Raw genomic sequence first — 13,244 nt, 5'->3', positions numbered from 1 at the left:
GGTGAGAGCGTTGCGCTAACGCGCTGATAAACCCTGAATTTAATATCAAGCATGTATGTATATTGTTGATATTAGTGGTTTGTTTGGTTATGTCGTGACGTAATGGAAAATACACGCACAAAAAATATGATTATTTGCGTGATGCGTCACATTTAATCAAATTCAATCTTGTTGTGATTGTTTTTGATTATTAGAGTGAGGGCGACGACAACTGCTGAGCGTCATGCGCGTTCAAAGCCTTCCTCTTCTGGAGTGTGTTATGGAGATCCTCTACAACATCTTTACCGTCTTCTTTAATCAGGTAATGACTAATGCCCCGCTGCTGCTGGGTATCGTGACCTGCCTTGGCTATATCTTGTTGCGTAAAAGCGTCAGCGTGATTATCAAAGGCACGATCAAAACCATCATTGGTTTCATGCTGTTACAAGCCGGCTCCGGCATTCTTACCAGCACCTTTAAGCCGGTGGTGGCGAAAATGTCAGAGGTTTATGGCATCAATGGCGCGATTTCCGATACCTACGCCTCAATGATGGCGACCATCGACCGGATGGGCGAGGCCTATAGCTGGGTGGGGTATGCGGTGCTGTTGGCCCTGGCGCTAAATATCTGTTACGTCCTGCTGCGCCGCATTACCGGCATCCGCACTATCATGCTGACTGGCCATATTATGTTTCAGCAGGCGGGGCTGATTGCGGTCTCTTTCTTCATCTTCGGCTACTCCATGTGGACGACCATTATCTGCACCGCGGTGCTGGTCTCCCTGTACTGGGGTATCACCTCCAACATGATGTTTAAGCCGACTCAACTGGTTACCGACGGCTGCGGCTTCTCTATCGGTCACCAACAGCAGTTTGCCTCGTGGATTGCCTATAAAGTGGCGCCGTATCTGGGGAAAAAAGAGGAGAGCGTCGAAGACCTCAAGCTGCCGGGCTGGCTCAATATTTTCCACGACAACATCGTCTCTACCGCGATTGTGATGACCATTTTCTTTGGCGCCATTCTGCTCTCCTTTGGCATCGATGTTGTACAGGCGATGGCGGGCAAAACCCACTGGACGGTCTATATCCTGCAGACCGGTTTCTCCTTCGCCGTGGCCATTTTCATCATTACCCAGGGCGTGCGTATGTTCGTCGCCGAGCTGTCCGAAGCCTTCAACGGTATCTCACAGCGCCTGATCCCCGGCGCCGTGCTGGCGATCGACTGCGCCGCTATCTATAGCTTCGCGCCGAATGCCGTGGTCTGGGGCTTTATGTGGGGCACCATCGGCCAACTGATTGCCGTTGGTATTCTCGTCGGCGTTGGCTCCTCCATTCTGATCATCCCGGGCTTTATCCCAATGTTCTTCTCTAACGCGACGATTGGCGTCTTTGCTAATCACTTCGGCGGCTGGCGCGCGGCGCTCAAGATCTGTCTGGTGATGGGCATGATTGAAATCTTCGGCTGCGTGTGGGCGGTGAAGTTGACCGGAATGAGCGCCTGGATGGGCATGGCGGATTGGTCAATCCTGGCGCCGCCGATGATGCAGGGTTTCGCCTCGATAGGGCTGGCGTTTATGGCCGTCATTATTCTGATTTCACTGGCTTATATGTTCTTCGCCGGCCGCGCGCTGCGCGCCGAGGAAGACGCGGAAAAACAACTGGCAGAAGCCTCTGCTCAATAAGGAGTTCTGATTATGACCGTACGTATTCTGGCTGTGTGTGGCAACGGGCAAGGTAGTTCCATGATCATGAAAATGAAGGTGGACCAGTTCCTGACGCAATCAAACATCGACCACACGGTGAACAGCTGCGCGGTAGGTGAATATAAAAGCGAGCTAAACGGCGCGGATATCATTATTGCCTCGACCCACATCGCCGGCGAAATCACCGTCACTGGCAATAAATACGTGGTTGGCGTGCGCAATATGCTGTCCCCTGCGGATTTCGGCCCAAAACTGCTTGAAGTGATCAAAGCCCACTTCCCGCAGGATGTGAAATAAGGAGCCGCCATGAAACTTCATGATTCTCTGGCGCAGAACCACTCCATACGCCTGCAGGCGGAGGCGGAAAGCTGGCAGGAGGCGGTGAAAATCGGCGTCGATCTGCTGGTGGCCGCCGACGTAGTGGAACCGCGTTACTACCAGGCGATCCTCGATGGCGTCGCGCAGCATGGTCCCTATTTTGTTATCGCGCCGGGCCTGGCGATGCCTCATGGGCGTCCGGAAGAGGGCGTTAAGAAAACCGGCTTTGCGCTGGTGACGCTAAAAAAACCGCTGATTTTCAATCACGAAGATAACGACCCGGTCGACATTCTGATCACCATGGCGGCAGTTGACGCCACCACCCACCAGGAGGTGGGCATCATGCAGATCGTTAACCTGTTTGATGATGAAGCCAATTTCGACCGTTTACGCGCCTGCCGCACCGAGCAGGAAGTGCTGGATTTAATTGAAAACGCCACTGCGGCGGCTGTTTAAGAGGGAGTTGATACGATGTCTCAGTTACCAATGTTGCAGGTTGCGCTGGATAACCAAACCCTGTCTCACGCCTATGAGACCACCCGCCTGATCGCCGAAGAGGTGGATATCATTGAAGTGGGCACGATTCTCTGCGTCGGCGAAGGGGTGCGCGCGGTGCGCGATCTGAAAGCGCTGTACCCGCATAAAATCGTACTGGCGGATGCCAAAATCGCCGATGCCGGAAAAATCCTGTCGCGGATGTGCTTTGAAGCTAACGCTGACTGGGTGACCGTGATCTGCTGCGCCGATATCAACACCGCCAAGGGTGCGCTGGATGTCGCCAAAGAGTTCAACGGCGACGTGCAAATTGAGCTGACCGGCTTCTGGACCTGGGAGCAGGCGCAGGCGTGGCGCGATGCGGGCATTCAGCAGGTGGTCTATCACCGCAGCCGCGACGCGCAGGCCGCGGGCGTGGCGTGGAGCGAGGCGGATATCAGTGCGATTAAGCGTCTTTCCGATATGGGCTTCAAAGTCACCGTGACCGGCGGATTGGCGCTGGAAGACCTGCCGCTGTTCGCCGGTATTCCTATTCACGTCTTTATTGCCGGTCGCAGCATCCGCGATGCCGCCTCGCCGGTGGAAGCGGCTCGCCAGTTTAAACGCTCTATCGCCCAGCTGTGGGGATAAGGAGCGGCTATGTTGTCGAAACACATTCCGCTCGGTATCTATGAAAAAGCGCTCCCCGCCGGGGAGTGCTGGCTGGAGCGGTTACAGCTGGCGAAAACGCTGGGTTTTGATTTTGTTGAAATGTCGCTTGATGAAACCGATGCCCGCCTTGCGCGGCTGGACTGGAGCCAGGAGCAGCGCCTGGCGCTGGTCAAGGCGGTAGCCGAAACCGGCGTCCGGGTGCCATCGATGTGCCTCAGCGCCCATCGTCGTTTTCCGCTCGGCAGCGAAGATGACGCGGTGCGTAATCAGGGGCTGGAAATTATGCGTAAAGCCATCCAGCTGGCGCAGGATGTGGGGATTCGGGTGATCCAGCTGGCGGGCTACGACGTTTATTATCAGCAGGCGAACGATGAAACGCGCCGCCGTTTTCGCGAGGGCCTGAAAGAGAGCGTCGAGATGGCCAGCCGGGCCCAGGTGACGCTGGCGATGGAGATCATGGACTATCCGCTGATGAACTCGATCAGCAAGGCGCTGGGTTATGCCCACTACCTGAATAATCCATGGTTTCAGCTTTATCCGGACATTGGCAATTTGTCGGCGTGGGATAACGACGTACAGATGGAGCTGCAGGCCGGTATGGGGCATATCGTGGCGGTGCACGTCAAAGATACGAAGCCCGGCGTCTTTAAAAACGTACCGTTCGGTGAAGGCGTCGTCGATTTTGAACGTTGCTTCGAAACGCTCAAGCAGACGGGCTACTGCGGCCCGTATCTGATTGAGATGTGGAGTGAAACCACCGATGACCCGGCGGCGGAAGTCGCAAAGGCTCGCGACTGGGTGAAAGCGCGGATGGCGCGCGCGGGCCTGACGGAGGCGGCATAATGCAGCAACTTAAACAGCAGGTATTTGCAGCTAATATGGATCTGCCGCGCTACGGGCTGGTGACCTTTACCTGGGGCAACGTCAGCGCAATCGACCGGCAGCGTGGGCTGGTGGTGATCAAGCCCAGCGGCGTAGCCTACGAGTCAATGACCGTCGATGATATGGTGGTGGTCGATTTGCAGGGCAACGTGGTGGAAGGGCGCTGGCGTCCCTCTTCCGATACCGCGACCCATCTTGCGCTCTATCGTCGCTATTCCGGCCTCGGCGGGGTGGTGCATACCCACTCGACGCACGCTACCGCCTGGGCGCAGGCGGGGCTGGCAATCCCGGCGCTCGGCACCACCCACGCGGACTACTTCTTCGGCGATATCCCCTGTACCCGGGCGCTCAGCGCACAGGAGGTGGAAGAGGCCTATGAGCTGAACACCGGAAAGGTGATTATCGAAACGCTGGGCGAGGCCAACCCGTTACATACGCCAGGGATTGTGGTCTATCAGCATGGGCCGTTCTCCTGGGGGAAAGATGCCCATGAGGCGGTGCACAATGCGGTGGTGATGGAAGAAGTGGCGCGAATGGCGTGGATCGCCCGCGGCATTAATCCGCAGCTACAGCCCATCGACAGTTGGCTAATGGAGAAACATTTTCTGCGTAAACACGGGCCTGACGCCTACTACGGGCAGAAGTAAGCTACGCGCTCCGGGGCTTTCACCTCAGGGTGAAGTAACTGGTCTGGCCCCGGAGCCGTTTTTAACCCTGACGATAGGCCGATGGCATACAGCGCATGCCGATGAGCGTGACCACGCAAATCATCGCGCCGGCGTAAAACGTCGATGCGGCGCCGAAGGTTTCCCACAGTACTCCTGCGCCGGTACTGGCCAGCAGCAGCGCCAGGCCGCTCATCAGGTTAAACATGCCGAATGCCGTACCGCGTAGTTCCGGCGGCGCGGTATGCGCAACCATCGCCGCCAGTAGCCCCTGCGTCATCCCCATATGAATCCCCCACAGCGCGACGCCGATCAGCAGCGTGCTCCAGTGGCCGCTGAGCGCCAGCACGATATCGGCGAGGATCAGCACCAGCAGCCCCCATTGCAGCAGTTTGCTGTGGCTCATCCTGTCAGAGAGCTTACCGAACGGGTAAGCCGTGAGGCTGTAGACCAGGTTCATCGCGACCATCACCAGCGGAATAGTAAACAGCGGGATCTCCATCTGCTGGGCGCGCAGTACCAAAAAGGCTTCGCTGAAGCGGGCGAGGGTGAAAATGCTGCCAATCGCCACCACCCACCAGTAGGCGGCGGAGAGCTTTTTCAGGTTTTCGCGCTTCAGCGGATTGCTACGTTTGTGTGCGATGGCGGATTTCGGCTCCTGCAGACCAAAGCCCAGTAGAGCAATGGATAGTACGGCGGGAATGACCGCCACCCAGAAGATAGCGTGAAAATCGTTATGCCATATAAACATCAGCAGCACCGCCAGCAGCGGGCCGAGGAAGGCGCCGACGGTATCCAGCGCCTGGCGTAGCCCGTAGGCCGCGCCACGGATCTCCGGCGGCGTTACGTCGGCGACCAGCGCATCGCGCGGCGCACCGCGGATACCTTTTCCGACGCGGTCGATCATGCGGGCGCTAAATACCACCCCGGCGCTCGGCGCGAGGGCAAACAGCGGTTTACTCAGCGCCCCCAGCCCGTAGCCAAGCAGCGCCAGCCCTTTGCGTTTGCCCACGTAGTCGCTAATGACGCCGGAGAAGACTTTGAGGATTAAGGCGGTGGCTTCGGCCAGCCCTTCGATAAGACCGATAATAATGACGCTGGCGCCGAGCGTAGTGGCCATAAACAACGGGAGCAGGCTGTGGATCATCTCTGACGAGACATCCATTAGCAGGCTGACGCCGCCGAGCACCCAAACTCCTTTCGGGATACGACCTAAGGTCGCGAAACGCGGGACCATCAATCACTCCTGATTATCAAACGGTGAATTGATGATTAAATCAGGTTGCGATGACGCTGGTGAGTCAGTTGGGAAAATAATTCTCAATTGCGTTTACATCGGTTATTCGCTTCGCCCCTCGTGAGGAGAGGCGAAGCATCGACCTGGGCTAGCGGTAAATAGCGGCGCTGGCATGAATAAGGCCATTGCTCTGCGGTTCGTGAATCAGGATTGGCTGGAAGTACTTCGCTCCCAGGGCATCGCTTTCCTGGTTCAGGGCCTGTTCGGCCTCTTGTTCGCTAGCCATATTATGATTGATATAAATTACGCCCAGACTCTGCACATCGTCCATGTTGCGAGCCTGACGCCCATCGATTTTGATGGCTGCCAGCGCGTTGGCGCTAAGGAGTAGCGCAGCCATTACGGCGATGATAATGCTTTTCATAGAACGCTCCTTACTGACAGTACGGGTAAAACGCTGGACTCCTCTTGCTGGTGTCTGGCTATTGATTAAATTGTAATCGCTGGCGTGCCGCCTGATAGCGACCTTTTCTGATGCAGTTGTTCAAAAAAATGCCGCGTTCCTTATTGGTTAATTTTAAATCACCCACTTAGCCCAGCTTGGCGCTTAGTGCGAATTATTTGTGCAAATGCGCTTGTGTTCCTGGGGGGGCGCAATTAGAATGACGCGTCAATTTTTCAGCCGCCCTTTAACACGTTCCTTGCCTCCATGGGCCGCGGCTGACCCAGACAGGAGGCTGAATAATCCGTAAGGAGCAATTCGATGCGTCATTACGAAATCGTTTTTATGGTCCATCCTGACCAGAGCGAACAGGTTCCGGGCATGATCGAACGTTACACTGGTGCAATCACTGCAGCAGAAGGTACGATCCACCGTCTGGAAGACTGGGGCCGCCGTCAGCTGGCTTATCCGATCAACAAACTGCACAAAGCTCACTACGTTCTGCTGAACGTTGAAGCGCCGCAGGAAGCGATCGATGAGCTGGAAACTAACTTCCGCTTCAACGACGCCGTTATCCGCAGCATGGTAATGCGTACTAAGCACGCTGTTACCGAAGCATCTCCGATGGTTAAAGCGAAAGACGAGCGCCGTGAGCGTCGTGAAGATTTCGCTAACGAAACCGCAGATGATTCTGAAGCTGGGGATTCTGAAGAGTAATCCTGATGACCAACCGTCTGGTGTTGTCCGGCACCGTGTGCAGGATGCCCCTTCGAAAGGTCAGCCCGTCAGGAATTCCTCATTGCCAGTTCGTGCTTGAGCATCGTTCTGTGCAGGAGGAAGCCGGTTTTCACCGGCAGGCGTGGTGCCAAATGCCCGTTATTATTAGCGGACACGAGAACCAGGCCATTACTCACAGTATAACGGTCGGTAGCGCAGTCACCGTTCAAGGGTTCATTAGTTGCCATAAGGCAAAGAACGGCTTGAGTAAAATGGTTCTGCATGCCGAGCAGATTGAATTGATAGATTCTGGAGACTAGCCATATGGCACGTTATTTCCGTCGTCGCAAGTTCTGCCGTTTCACCGCGGAAGGCGTTCAAGAGATCGACTATAAAGATATCGCTACGCTGAAAAACTACATCACCGAAAGCGGTAAGATTGTCCCAAGCCGTATCACCGGTACCCGTGCAAAATATCAGCGTCAGCTGGCTCGCGCTATCAAACGCGCACGCTACCTGTCCCTGCTGCCGTACACTGATCGTCATCAGTAATCGGTCACGGTCCATTAATACGACTTTGAGAGGATAAGGTAATGCAAGTTATTCTGCTTGATAAAGTAGCAAACCTGGGTAGCCTGGGTGATCAGGTAAACGTTAAAGCGGGCTATGCTCGTAACTTCCTGGTACCACAGGGTAAAGCTGTTCCAGCTACCAAGAAAAACGTTGAGTTCTTCGAAGCGCGCCGCGCTGAACTGGAAGCCAAACTGGCTGACGTTCTGGCCGCTGCTAACGCACGTGCTGAAGCAATCAACGCACTGGGCACCGTTACCATCGCGTCCAAATCTGGCGACGAAGGTAAACTGTTCGGTTCCATCGGTACTCGCGACATCGCTGACGCTGTTTCTGCAGCTGGCGTTGCCGTTGCGAAGAGCGAAGTTCGCCTGCCGAACGGCGTTCTGCGCACCACCGGTGAGCACGAAGTAGACTTCCAGGTTCACAGCGAAGTCTTCGCTAAACTGGTTGTTAACGTTGTAGCTGAGTAATTTTTTACTCAACTCACGTCGATGCGCCGGCCTTGTGCCGGCGTTTTGCTTTTTAGCGCCTGCCTGATTTTTATCTGGTATGGTAGCTATTCTCGCCGCTTTCTGGATAATAAAATAAAACACGATTTTATTTCCGGTAAAGTTAATGGACGCTTCCTCTCCAACCCCTTCGATTTTTGCCAATAAAAAAGTAGCTTATGTCTGCGCGACGCTATGCTGTCTGCTGTGGGGCAGTTCTTATCCCGCGATAAAAAACGGCTATGAGCTTCTGCACATCGCCACCGATGATGTTCCCTCAAAAATTGTTTTTGCCGGATATCGCTTTCTGTTTGCGGGCTTATTGTTGCTGCTGTTTGCGCTGGCGCAGCGCAAACCCATCGCCCGGCTCAATGGCCGCCAGTGCGGGCAACTGGCGATGCTGGGGCTAACGCAGACCGCTATCCAGTACGCCTTCTTCTACGTCGGCCTGGCGTTCACCACTGGAGTGAAGGGATCGATCATGAATGCCACCGGGACGTTCTTCAGCGTTCTGCTGGCGCATTTTATCTATCAGAATGACCGGCTCAGCTACAACAAAACTATCGGCTGCGTGCTTGGCTTCGTCGGCGTGATGTTGGTGAACTTCAACGCCTCATTGGGCGATTTTAATTTTGTCTGGCAGGGCGATGGCTTTGTCGTGCTGGCGGCGTTCATCCTCTCGGCGGCGACGCTCTACGGCAAACGCATCTCGCAAACCGTCGACCCGACGGTGATGACCGGCTGGCAGCTGGCCTTCGGCGGTCTGGTGCTGGTGGCGGGCGGGTATCTGACCGGCGGGGAGCTACGAATGCACAGCCTGACCGCAGCGATGATCCTTGGCTATTTAACTCTGCTGTCGTCGATAGCTTTTGCGCTATGGAGCGTGCTACTCAAGCACAATCGCGTCAGTATGATTGCGCCGTTTAACTTTGTTATCCCGGTGGCCGGGACGGTGCTGTCAGCGATCTTTCTTGGCGAGAATATCTTTGAGTGGAAGTACGCGATCGCGCTGGTCCTGGTGTGTGTAGGGATCCGCTGGGTGAACAAAAGCCAGGCGCGTTAGGCCGGGCGTACAACCCGGCCTAAGTGAAGCGTTTATCGCGCACGCACGAAGCTGCCGTTCGACTGGCGGGTGAACAGCACCTGCTGGCCGTTGCCGGTATCAATAGTGAGGCCGGTGACGACGCCGTTGGCGTTCTGGCGAATTTGCACCGTCTGTCCACTCTGCAAGGTGCTTAATGGTTTGCCGGCGCCTTCGACCTGCGCCATGGCGTAGACGTCAGTGGCTGGCAGACCGTGGTCGCGGAACAGTTGCGCCAGCGTTTTGCCCGATTCAATCCGGTAGGTGCGCCACTGCTGTTCAATACCCGGCGCAGACTGCTGCTGCGCCGGTTGTTGATACGGCTGAGAAGAGGAAGACGTTTGCGGCTGGTCAGGCTGTTCATCCTGAATGGCTTCAGGCGCCACAGGCGCAACCTGATCGGCATCGCTGACCGTCGGCGTATTGGTGATTGGCGGAAGCGGCACGGCCTGATTACCCGAACCTTGCGGCTGAGACTGGGACTGCAAATCGAGACTGGCTTCACGGCTTGCCTGGGTCGGCGTGCTGTTATCGCCGGAGGGGAGCAGGAAACCAATAATCACCAGCAGGAAGCCGACGATGATGCCGCGGCGATGCATGGGCGGTAGCGGATCCATGAGACGAAGTTGATCCGGGGCGTGCCAGATCTTCGCCAGGGTAGATGTCAGTTCAAAGCGCCCGGGCATGGCTTTCCTCCTGCTCCGCATATTTTTATCCTGCTTATGAGTATAGACGGCTAACGTCCTGAAGGTAGAGGTTAACCTGATATCGCCTATTGTTTCTGTTTCGCTGAGATTTGTCATCATCCGCCGACAAAGTTTTACCCATTCCTCTATGGCTGTTATGCTTTCGAACGCTTTTCTCAAGATGTTTATCACCCAAAAAAGGAACAAAGATGGCAACCCCGACTTTTGACACTATCGAAGCGCAGGCAAGTTACGGTATCGGCTTGCAGGTTGGACAACAACTGAGCGAATCCGGCCTGCAGGGGCTGCTGCCGGAAGCGCTGGTTGCCGGCATTGCCGATGCGCTGGAAGGCAACCAGCCGCAGGTGCCGGTTGAAGCCGTACACCGCGCGCTGCGTGAAATCCATGAACGCGCTGACGCCGTGCGTCGCGAGCGCTTCCAGGCGATGGCCGCCGATGGCCAGAAATACCTCGATGAAAACCGTGAAAAAGAAGGCGTGAACAGCACTGAATCCGGTCTGCAGTTCCGCGTACTGACGCAGGGCGAAGGCCCGATCCCGGCGCGCACCGACCGCGTACGCGTTCACTACACCGGTAAGCTTATCGACGGTACCGTGTTCGATAGCTCCGTAGCCCGCGGCGAACCGGCTGAATTCCCGGTGACCGGCGTGATCGGCGGCTGGATCGAAGCGCTGACCCTGATGCCGGTAGGTTCCAAATGGGAACTGACCATTCCGCACAACCTGGCTTACGGCGAGCGCGGCGCGGGCGCTTCTATCCCGCCATTCAGCACTCTTATCTTTGAAGTTGAGCTGCTGGACATTATTTAAGCACCAGGGGCTTCCTCTCCCGCAGAGGGGAGGGAGCCAATAAAAATAGTGCAAAATCCTTAAGTTATAAATTTATTGGAATTTTATATTGCATATAAGTTTGTTGAGTGTATTTTTGTGAGCTGTTTCGCGTTACATTGGTGATATAACACTCACTTTAAACATAAAATTAACATTATATCTAAATCATAGTATTCATCCCTCCGATTCTTACCTAATATCGATAAACCCTCTTGCCAGGGTTGCGACAAATGACAGGCCAACAGAGCCTGAACAACACAGACAGGTACAACAGGAAGAAAATCACATGGTAGATCAGGTCAAAGTCGTTGCCGACGAGCAGGAGACGACTGAACAATCGCTACGGCGAAATCTCACTAACCGGCATATTCAGCTTATTGCTATCGGCGGGGCGATCGGCACCGGGCTGTTTATGGGGTCAGGCAAGACCATCAGTCTCGCCGGGCCATCCATTATTTTTGTTTATATGATCATCGGTTTTATGCTGTTCTTCGTCATGCGTGCGATGGGCGAATTACTGCTGTCGAACCTCGAATATAAATCATTCAGTGACTTCGCCTCCGACCTGTTAGGGCCGTGGGCGGGGTATTTTACCGGCTGGACCTACTGGTTCTGCTGGGTGGTCACCGGGATGGCGGACGTTGTCGCCATCACCGCCTACGCGCAGTTCTGGTTCCCCGGACTTTCTGACTGGGTCGCTTCGTTAGCGGTTATCCTGCTGCTGCTGGGCCTGAACCTCGCAACCGTGAAGATGTTTGGCGAAATGGAGTTCTGGTTCGCGATGATCAAAATCGTCGCCATTGTGGCGCTGATTGTGGTCGGCCTGGTGATGGTGATGATGCACTTTAAATCGCCAACCGGCGTCGAAGCCTCATTCGCGCATCTGTGGAATGACGGCGGCTGGTTCCCGAAAGGCCTCAGCGGTTTCTTTGCCGGCTTCCAGATAGCGGTATTCGCCTTCGTGGGTATTGAGCTGGTTGGTACCACCGCGGCGGAAACCAAGGACCCGGAAAAATCGCTGCCGCGGGCGATCAACTCCATCCCGCTGCGTATCATTATGTTCTACGTCTTCGCGCTGATTGTGATTATGTCGGTGACGCCGTGGAGCTCCGTCGTGCCGAGCAAGAGTCCGTTCGTTGAACTGTTTGTTCTGGTTGGTCTGCCGGCTGCCGCCAGCCTGATCAACTTCGTGGTACTGACTTCCGCCGCCTCTTCCGCTAACAGCGGAGTGTTCTCAACTAGCCGTATGCTATTCGGTCTGGCGCAGGAAGGTCAGGCGCCGAAAATGTTCGCCAAGCTGTCGAAGCGCGCGGTGCCGGCGAAGGGCTTAACCTTCTCCTGCATGTGTCTGCTGGGCGGCGTGGTAATGCTGATGGTCAACCCGAGCGTGATTGCCGCGTTCACCATGATCACCACGGTGTCGGCGATTCTGTTCATGTTCGTCTGGACTATTATCCTCTGCTCTTATCTGGTCTATCGTAAAAAGCGTCCGCAGCTGCACGAGAAGTCCATCTATAAGATGCCGCTGGGTAAAGTGATGTGCTGGGTGTGCATGGCTTTCTTCGTCTTCGTACTGGTGCTGTTGACGCTGGAAGATGATACCCGCGAAGCGCTGATGGTCACCCCGTTGTGGTTTGTTCTGCTGGGCGCGGGCTGGCTGTTTGCCGGTAAAAAACGTCTGGCGAAATAAAAAAGGCCACCCGGAGTGGCCAATAAACTGATAATGTCGAGAGGGCGCCTGCGGGCGCCTTTTTTTATGATTTTCCGGCGAGGGCACGCGGGAACAGCACGTTATTTTCCAGACTGATGTGCTCCATCAGGTCGTCAATCATCTCGTTAATGCCGTTGTACATCGCTTTCCAGGTAGTACAGGCTTCCGGCGGCGGCGTCACGTTATGGGTGATGTGCTTGATCACTTCCAGCAGTTCGCCCGCTTCGTCATGCTCGCTTTCCATTACGCTGATAGGACCACCGGCCTGAGCGCCCATGCCCTGCTTGATCATCGGGAACAGGATCTGCTCCTCTTTCATCATGTGGCTGGAGAGTTCCTGGTGCAGCATGGTCAGATATTTGGTTAGCCCTTTTGGCACGTTCGGTTTATCGGCGTGGACGCGTTCAACCTTGGTTGCCTGCAGGATCAGTTCCGGCAGCTGTTCGCGGTGGCGATCATGATAGCGAACGATGATGTGGTCGATGATGTCGGCGAACGGCGCGGCGCGCCAGTCGCGCTCGACCGGCTGCTCGGCCAGTTTCGCCAGCTCGGCTTCAATCACCGCAACATCCAGCGCTTTGCGCGTCGCCGCGCGCTCCAGGGTTTGTTTGCCGCCGCAGCAGTAATCCATATCGTATTGACGGAACAGCGCGGAGGCGCGCGGGATGCTCAGCGCCAGCTTGCCCAAAGGTTGGTCACGGAAAGCCATAGCAATTACCTCGTCATCAAAAATATAAGATGCATATTAAATGCATCTTATATCGAT

At 55.4% G+C, this 13,244-nt stretch carries 17 protein-coding genes; 13 read left to right on the top strand and 4 right to left on the bottom strand.

Annotated elements, in window-relative coordinates:
- Positions 1–259 precede the first annotated feature (259 nt).
- From ulaA to ABLV66_RS23120, 6 genes are read left to right on the top strand one after another with little or no spacing between them, the layout of a single operon-like run.
- Complete coding sequence (gene ulaA, locus ABLV66_RS23145) at positions 260–1,660, top strand: PTS ascorbate transporter subunit IIC (protein WP_015368616.1); 1,401 nt, start codon at positions 260–262, stop codon at positions 1,658–1,660.
- Between the two features lie 12 nt (positions 1,661–1,672).
- Entirely contained in the window at positions 1,673–1,978 is a 306-nt protein-coding gene (gene ulaB, locus ABLV66_RS23140; RefSeq protein ID WP_001577590.1) for a PTS ascorbate transporter subunit IIB, read from the top strand.
- A gap of 9 nt (positions 1,979–1,987) precedes the next feature.
- Positions 1,988–2,455, top strand: coding sequence for a PTS ascorbate transporter subunit IIA (gene ulaC, locus ABLV66_RS23135; protein WP_015368614.1), 468 nt, complete (start codon positions 1,988–1,990; stop codon positions 2,453–2,455).
- Positions 2,456–2,470: 15 nt separating this feature from the next.
- The gene (ulaD, locus tag ABLV66_RS23130; RefSeq protein WP_015368613.1) at positions 2,471–3,124 is read left to right on the top strand and encodes a 3-keto-L-gulonate-6-phosphate decarboxylase UlaD; all 654 of its coding nucleotides are present in this window, start codon (positions 2,471–2,473) and stop codon (positions 3,122–3,124) included.
- Positions 3,125–3,133: 9 nt separating this feature from the next.
- On the top strand, positions 3,134–3,988 hold the full coding sequence (locus tag ABLV66_RS23125; protein WP_045396890.1) for an L-ribulose-5-phosphate 3-epimerase: 855 nt from the start codon (positions 3,134–3,136) through the stop codon (positions 3,986–3,988).
- Complete coding sequence (locus ABLV66_RS23120; protein ID WP_015704178.1) at positions 3,988–4,674, top strand: L-ribulose-5-phosphate 4-epimerase; 687 nt, start codon at positions 3,988–3,990, stop codon at positions 4,672–4,674. Before ABLV66_RS23125 ends, ABLV66_RS23120 begins: the two co-directional genes overlap by 1 nt.
- A 61-nt stretch (positions 4,675–4,735) precedes the next feature.
- Here ABLV66_RS23120 and ABLV66_RS23115 read toward each other — a convergent pair whose 3' ends face one another.
- Both ABLV66_RS23115 and ABLV66_RS23110 read right to left on the bottom strand, forming a co-directional pair.
- On the bottom strand, positions 4,736–5,929 hold the full coding sequence (locus tag ABLV66_RS23115) for an MFS transporter (protein ID WP_047046274.1): 1,194 nt from the start codon (positions 5,927–5,929) through the stop codon (positions 4,736–4,738).
- A gap of 148 nt (positions 5,930–6,077) precedes the next feature.
- Positions 6,078–6,353 (bottom strand): YdgH/BhsA/McbA family protein, encoded by a 276-nt coding sequence (locus ABLV66_RS23110; RefSeq protein ID WP_045396896.1) that lies wholly within the window; start codon positions 6,351–6,353, stop codon positions 6,078–6,080.
- A gap of 339 nt (positions 6,354–6,692) precedes the next feature.
- Between ABLV66_RS23110 and rpsF the strand changes: the two genes are divergently transcribed.
- From rpsF to ABLV66_RS23085, 5 genes are all read left to right on the top strand, one after another.
- On the top strand, positions 6,693–7,088 hold the full coding sequence (gene rpsF / locus ABLV66_RS23105) for a 30S ribosomal protein S6 (protein WP_004098001.1): 396 nt from the start codon (positions 6,693–6,695) through the stop codon (positions 7,086–7,088).
- A 5-nt stretch (positions 7,089–7,093) separates the two neighbouring features.
- Positions 7,094–7,408 (top strand): primosomal replication protein N, encoded by a 315-nt coding sequence (gene priB / locus ABLV66_RS23100; protein WP_015704181.1) that lies wholly within the window; start codon positions 7,094–7,096, stop codon positions 7,406–7,408.
- 4 nt (positions 7,409–7,412) lie between these two features.
- A complete protein-coding gene (gene rpsR, locus ABLV66_RS23095) occupies positions 7,413–7,640 on the top strand; it encodes a 30S ribosomal protein S18 (RefSeq protein ID WP_000135199.1) in 228 nt (75 codons plus the stop codon).
- Positions 7,641–7,681: 41 nt separating this feature from the next.
- Positions 7,682–8,131 (top strand): 50S ribosomal protein L9, encoded by a 450-nt coding sequence (rplI, locus tag ABLV66_RS23090; protein WP_015368607.1) that lies wholly within the window; start codon positions 7,682–7,684, stop codon positions 8,129–8,131.
- 145 nt (positions 8,132–8,276) lie between these two features.
- Positions 8,277–9,212 carry a DMT family transporter gene (locus tag ABLV66_RS23085; protein ID WP_047046271.1) on the top strand — a complete coding sequence of 312 codons (936 nt, stop codon included), beginning with the start codon at positions 8,277–8,279 and terminating at the stop codon, positions 9,210–9,212.
- Between the two features lie 32 nt (positions 9,213–9,244).
- On the opposite strand, the gene ABLV66_RS23080 is transcribed toward ABLV66_RS23085, so the two are convergent.
- Positions 9,245–9,916: a LysM-like peptidoglycan-binding domain-containing protein gene (locus ABLV66_RS23080; protein ID WP_348877028.1), complete on the bottom strand. Its 672-nt coding sequence runs from the start codon at positions 9,914–9,916 to the stop codon at positions 9,245–9,247.
- 209 nt (positions 9,917–10,125) lie between these two features.
- Between ABLV66_RS23080 and fklB the strand changes: the two genes are divergently transcribed.
- Together fklB and cycA are read left to right on the top strand one after the other, a co-directional pair.
- Positions 10,126–10,746 carry an FKBP-type peptidyl-prolyl cis-trans isomerase gene (gene fklB / locus ABLV66_RS23075; protein WP_002886687.1) on the top strand — a complete coding sequence of 207 codons (621 nt, stop codon included), beginning with the start codon at positions 10,126–10,128 and terminating at the stop codon, positions 10,744–10,746.
- A gap of 307 nt (positions 10,747–11,053) precedes the next feature.
- The gene (gene cycA, locus ABLV66_RS23070; RefSeq protein ID WP_015368603.1) at positions 11,054–12,457 is read left to right on the top strand and encodes a D-serine/D-alanine/glycine transporter; all 1,404 of its coding nucleotides are present in this window, start codon (positions 11,054–11,056) and stop codon (positions 12,455–12,457) included.
- A gap of 64 nt (positions 12,458–12,521) precedes the next feature.
- On the opposite strand, the gene ytfE is transcribed toward cycA, so the two are convergent.
- Positions 12,522–13,187 carry an iron-sulfur cluster repair protein YtfE gene (gene ytfE, locus ABLV66_RS23065; protein WP_348877029.1) on the bottom strand — a complete coding sequence of 222 codons (666 nt, stop codon included), beginning with the start codon at positions 13,185–13,187 and terminating at the stop codon, positions 12,522–12,524.
- Between the last annotated feature and the right edge of the window lie 57 nt (positions 13,188–13,244).

Origin of the sequence: Klebsiella sp. CN_Kp073, assembly GCF_040065495.2 — a bacterium.
Lineage (GTDB): Bacteria > Pseudomonadota > Gammaproteobacteria > Enterobacterales > Enterobacteriaceae > Klebsiella > Klebsiella aerogenes.
Note: the sequence above shows the minus strand (reverse complement) of the source record. Positions and strands in the feature narration are given on the sequence as shown.

Coding starts and splice junctions, on each gene's coding strand:
- ulaB (WP_001577590.1), top strand. CDS start 1,673: ATGACCGTACGTATTCTGGCTGTGTGTGGCAACGGGCAAGGTAGTTCC.
- rpsR (WP_000135199.1), top strand. CDS start 7,413: ATGGCACGTTATTTCCGTCGTCGCAAGTTCTGCCGTTTCACCGCGGAA.
- rpsF (WP_004098001.1), top strand. CDS start 6,693: ATGCGTCATTACGAAATCGTTTTTATGGTCCATCCTGACCAGAGCGAA.
- ulaD (WP_015368613.1), top strand. CDS start 2,471: ATGTCTCAGTTACCAATGTTGCAGGTTGCGCTGGATAACCAAACCCTG.
- ABLV66_RS23120 (WP_015704178.1), top strand. CDS start 3,988: ATGCAGCAACTTAAACAGCAGGTATTTGCAGCTAATATGGATCTGCCG.
- rplI (WP_015368607.1), top strand. CDS start 7,682: ATGCAAGTTATTCTGCTTGATAAAGTAGCAAACCTGGGTAGCCTGGGT.
- cycA (WP_015368603.1), top strand. CDS start 11,054: ATGGTAGATCAGGTCAAAGTCGTTGCCGACGAGCAGGAGACGACTGAA.
- priB (WP_015704181.1), top strand. CDS start 7,094: ATGACCAACCGTCTGGTGTTGTCCGGCACCGTGTGCAGGATGCCCCTT.
- ABLV66_RS23080 (WP_348877028.1), bottom strand. CDS start 9,916: ATGCCCGGGCGCTTTGAACTGACATCTACCCTGGCGAAGATCTGGCAC.
- ABLV66_RS23125 (WP_045396890.1), top strand. CDS start 3,134: ATGTTGTCGAAACACATTCCGCTCGGTATCTATGAAAAAGCGCTCCCC.
- ABLV66_RS23085 (WP_047046271.1), top strand. CDS start 8,277: ATGGACGCTTCCTCTCCAACCCCTTCGATTTTTGCCAATAAAAAAGTA.
- ulaA (WP_015368616.1), top strand. CDS start 260: ATGGAGATCCTCTACAACATCTTTACCGTCTTCTTTAATCAGGTAATG.
- ulaC (WP_015368614.1), top strand. CDS start 1,988: ATGAAACTTCATGATTCTCTGGCGCAGAACCACTCCATACGCCTGCAG.
- fklB (WP_002886687.1), top strand. CDS start 10,126: ATGGCAACCCCGACTTTTGACACTATCGAAGCGCAGGCAAGTTACGGT.
- ABLV66_RS23115 (WP_047046274.1), bottom strand. CDS start 5,929: ATGGTCCCGCGTTTCGCGACCTTAGGTCGTATCCCGAAAGGAGTTTGG.
- ytfE (WP_348877029.1), bottom strand. CDS start 13,187: ATGGCTTTCCGTGACCAACCTTTGGGCAAGCTGGCGCTGAGCATCCCG.
- ABLV66_RS23110 (WP_045396896.1), bottom strand. CDS start 6,353: ATGAAAAGCATTATCATCGCCGTAATGGCTGCGCTACTCCTTAGCGCC.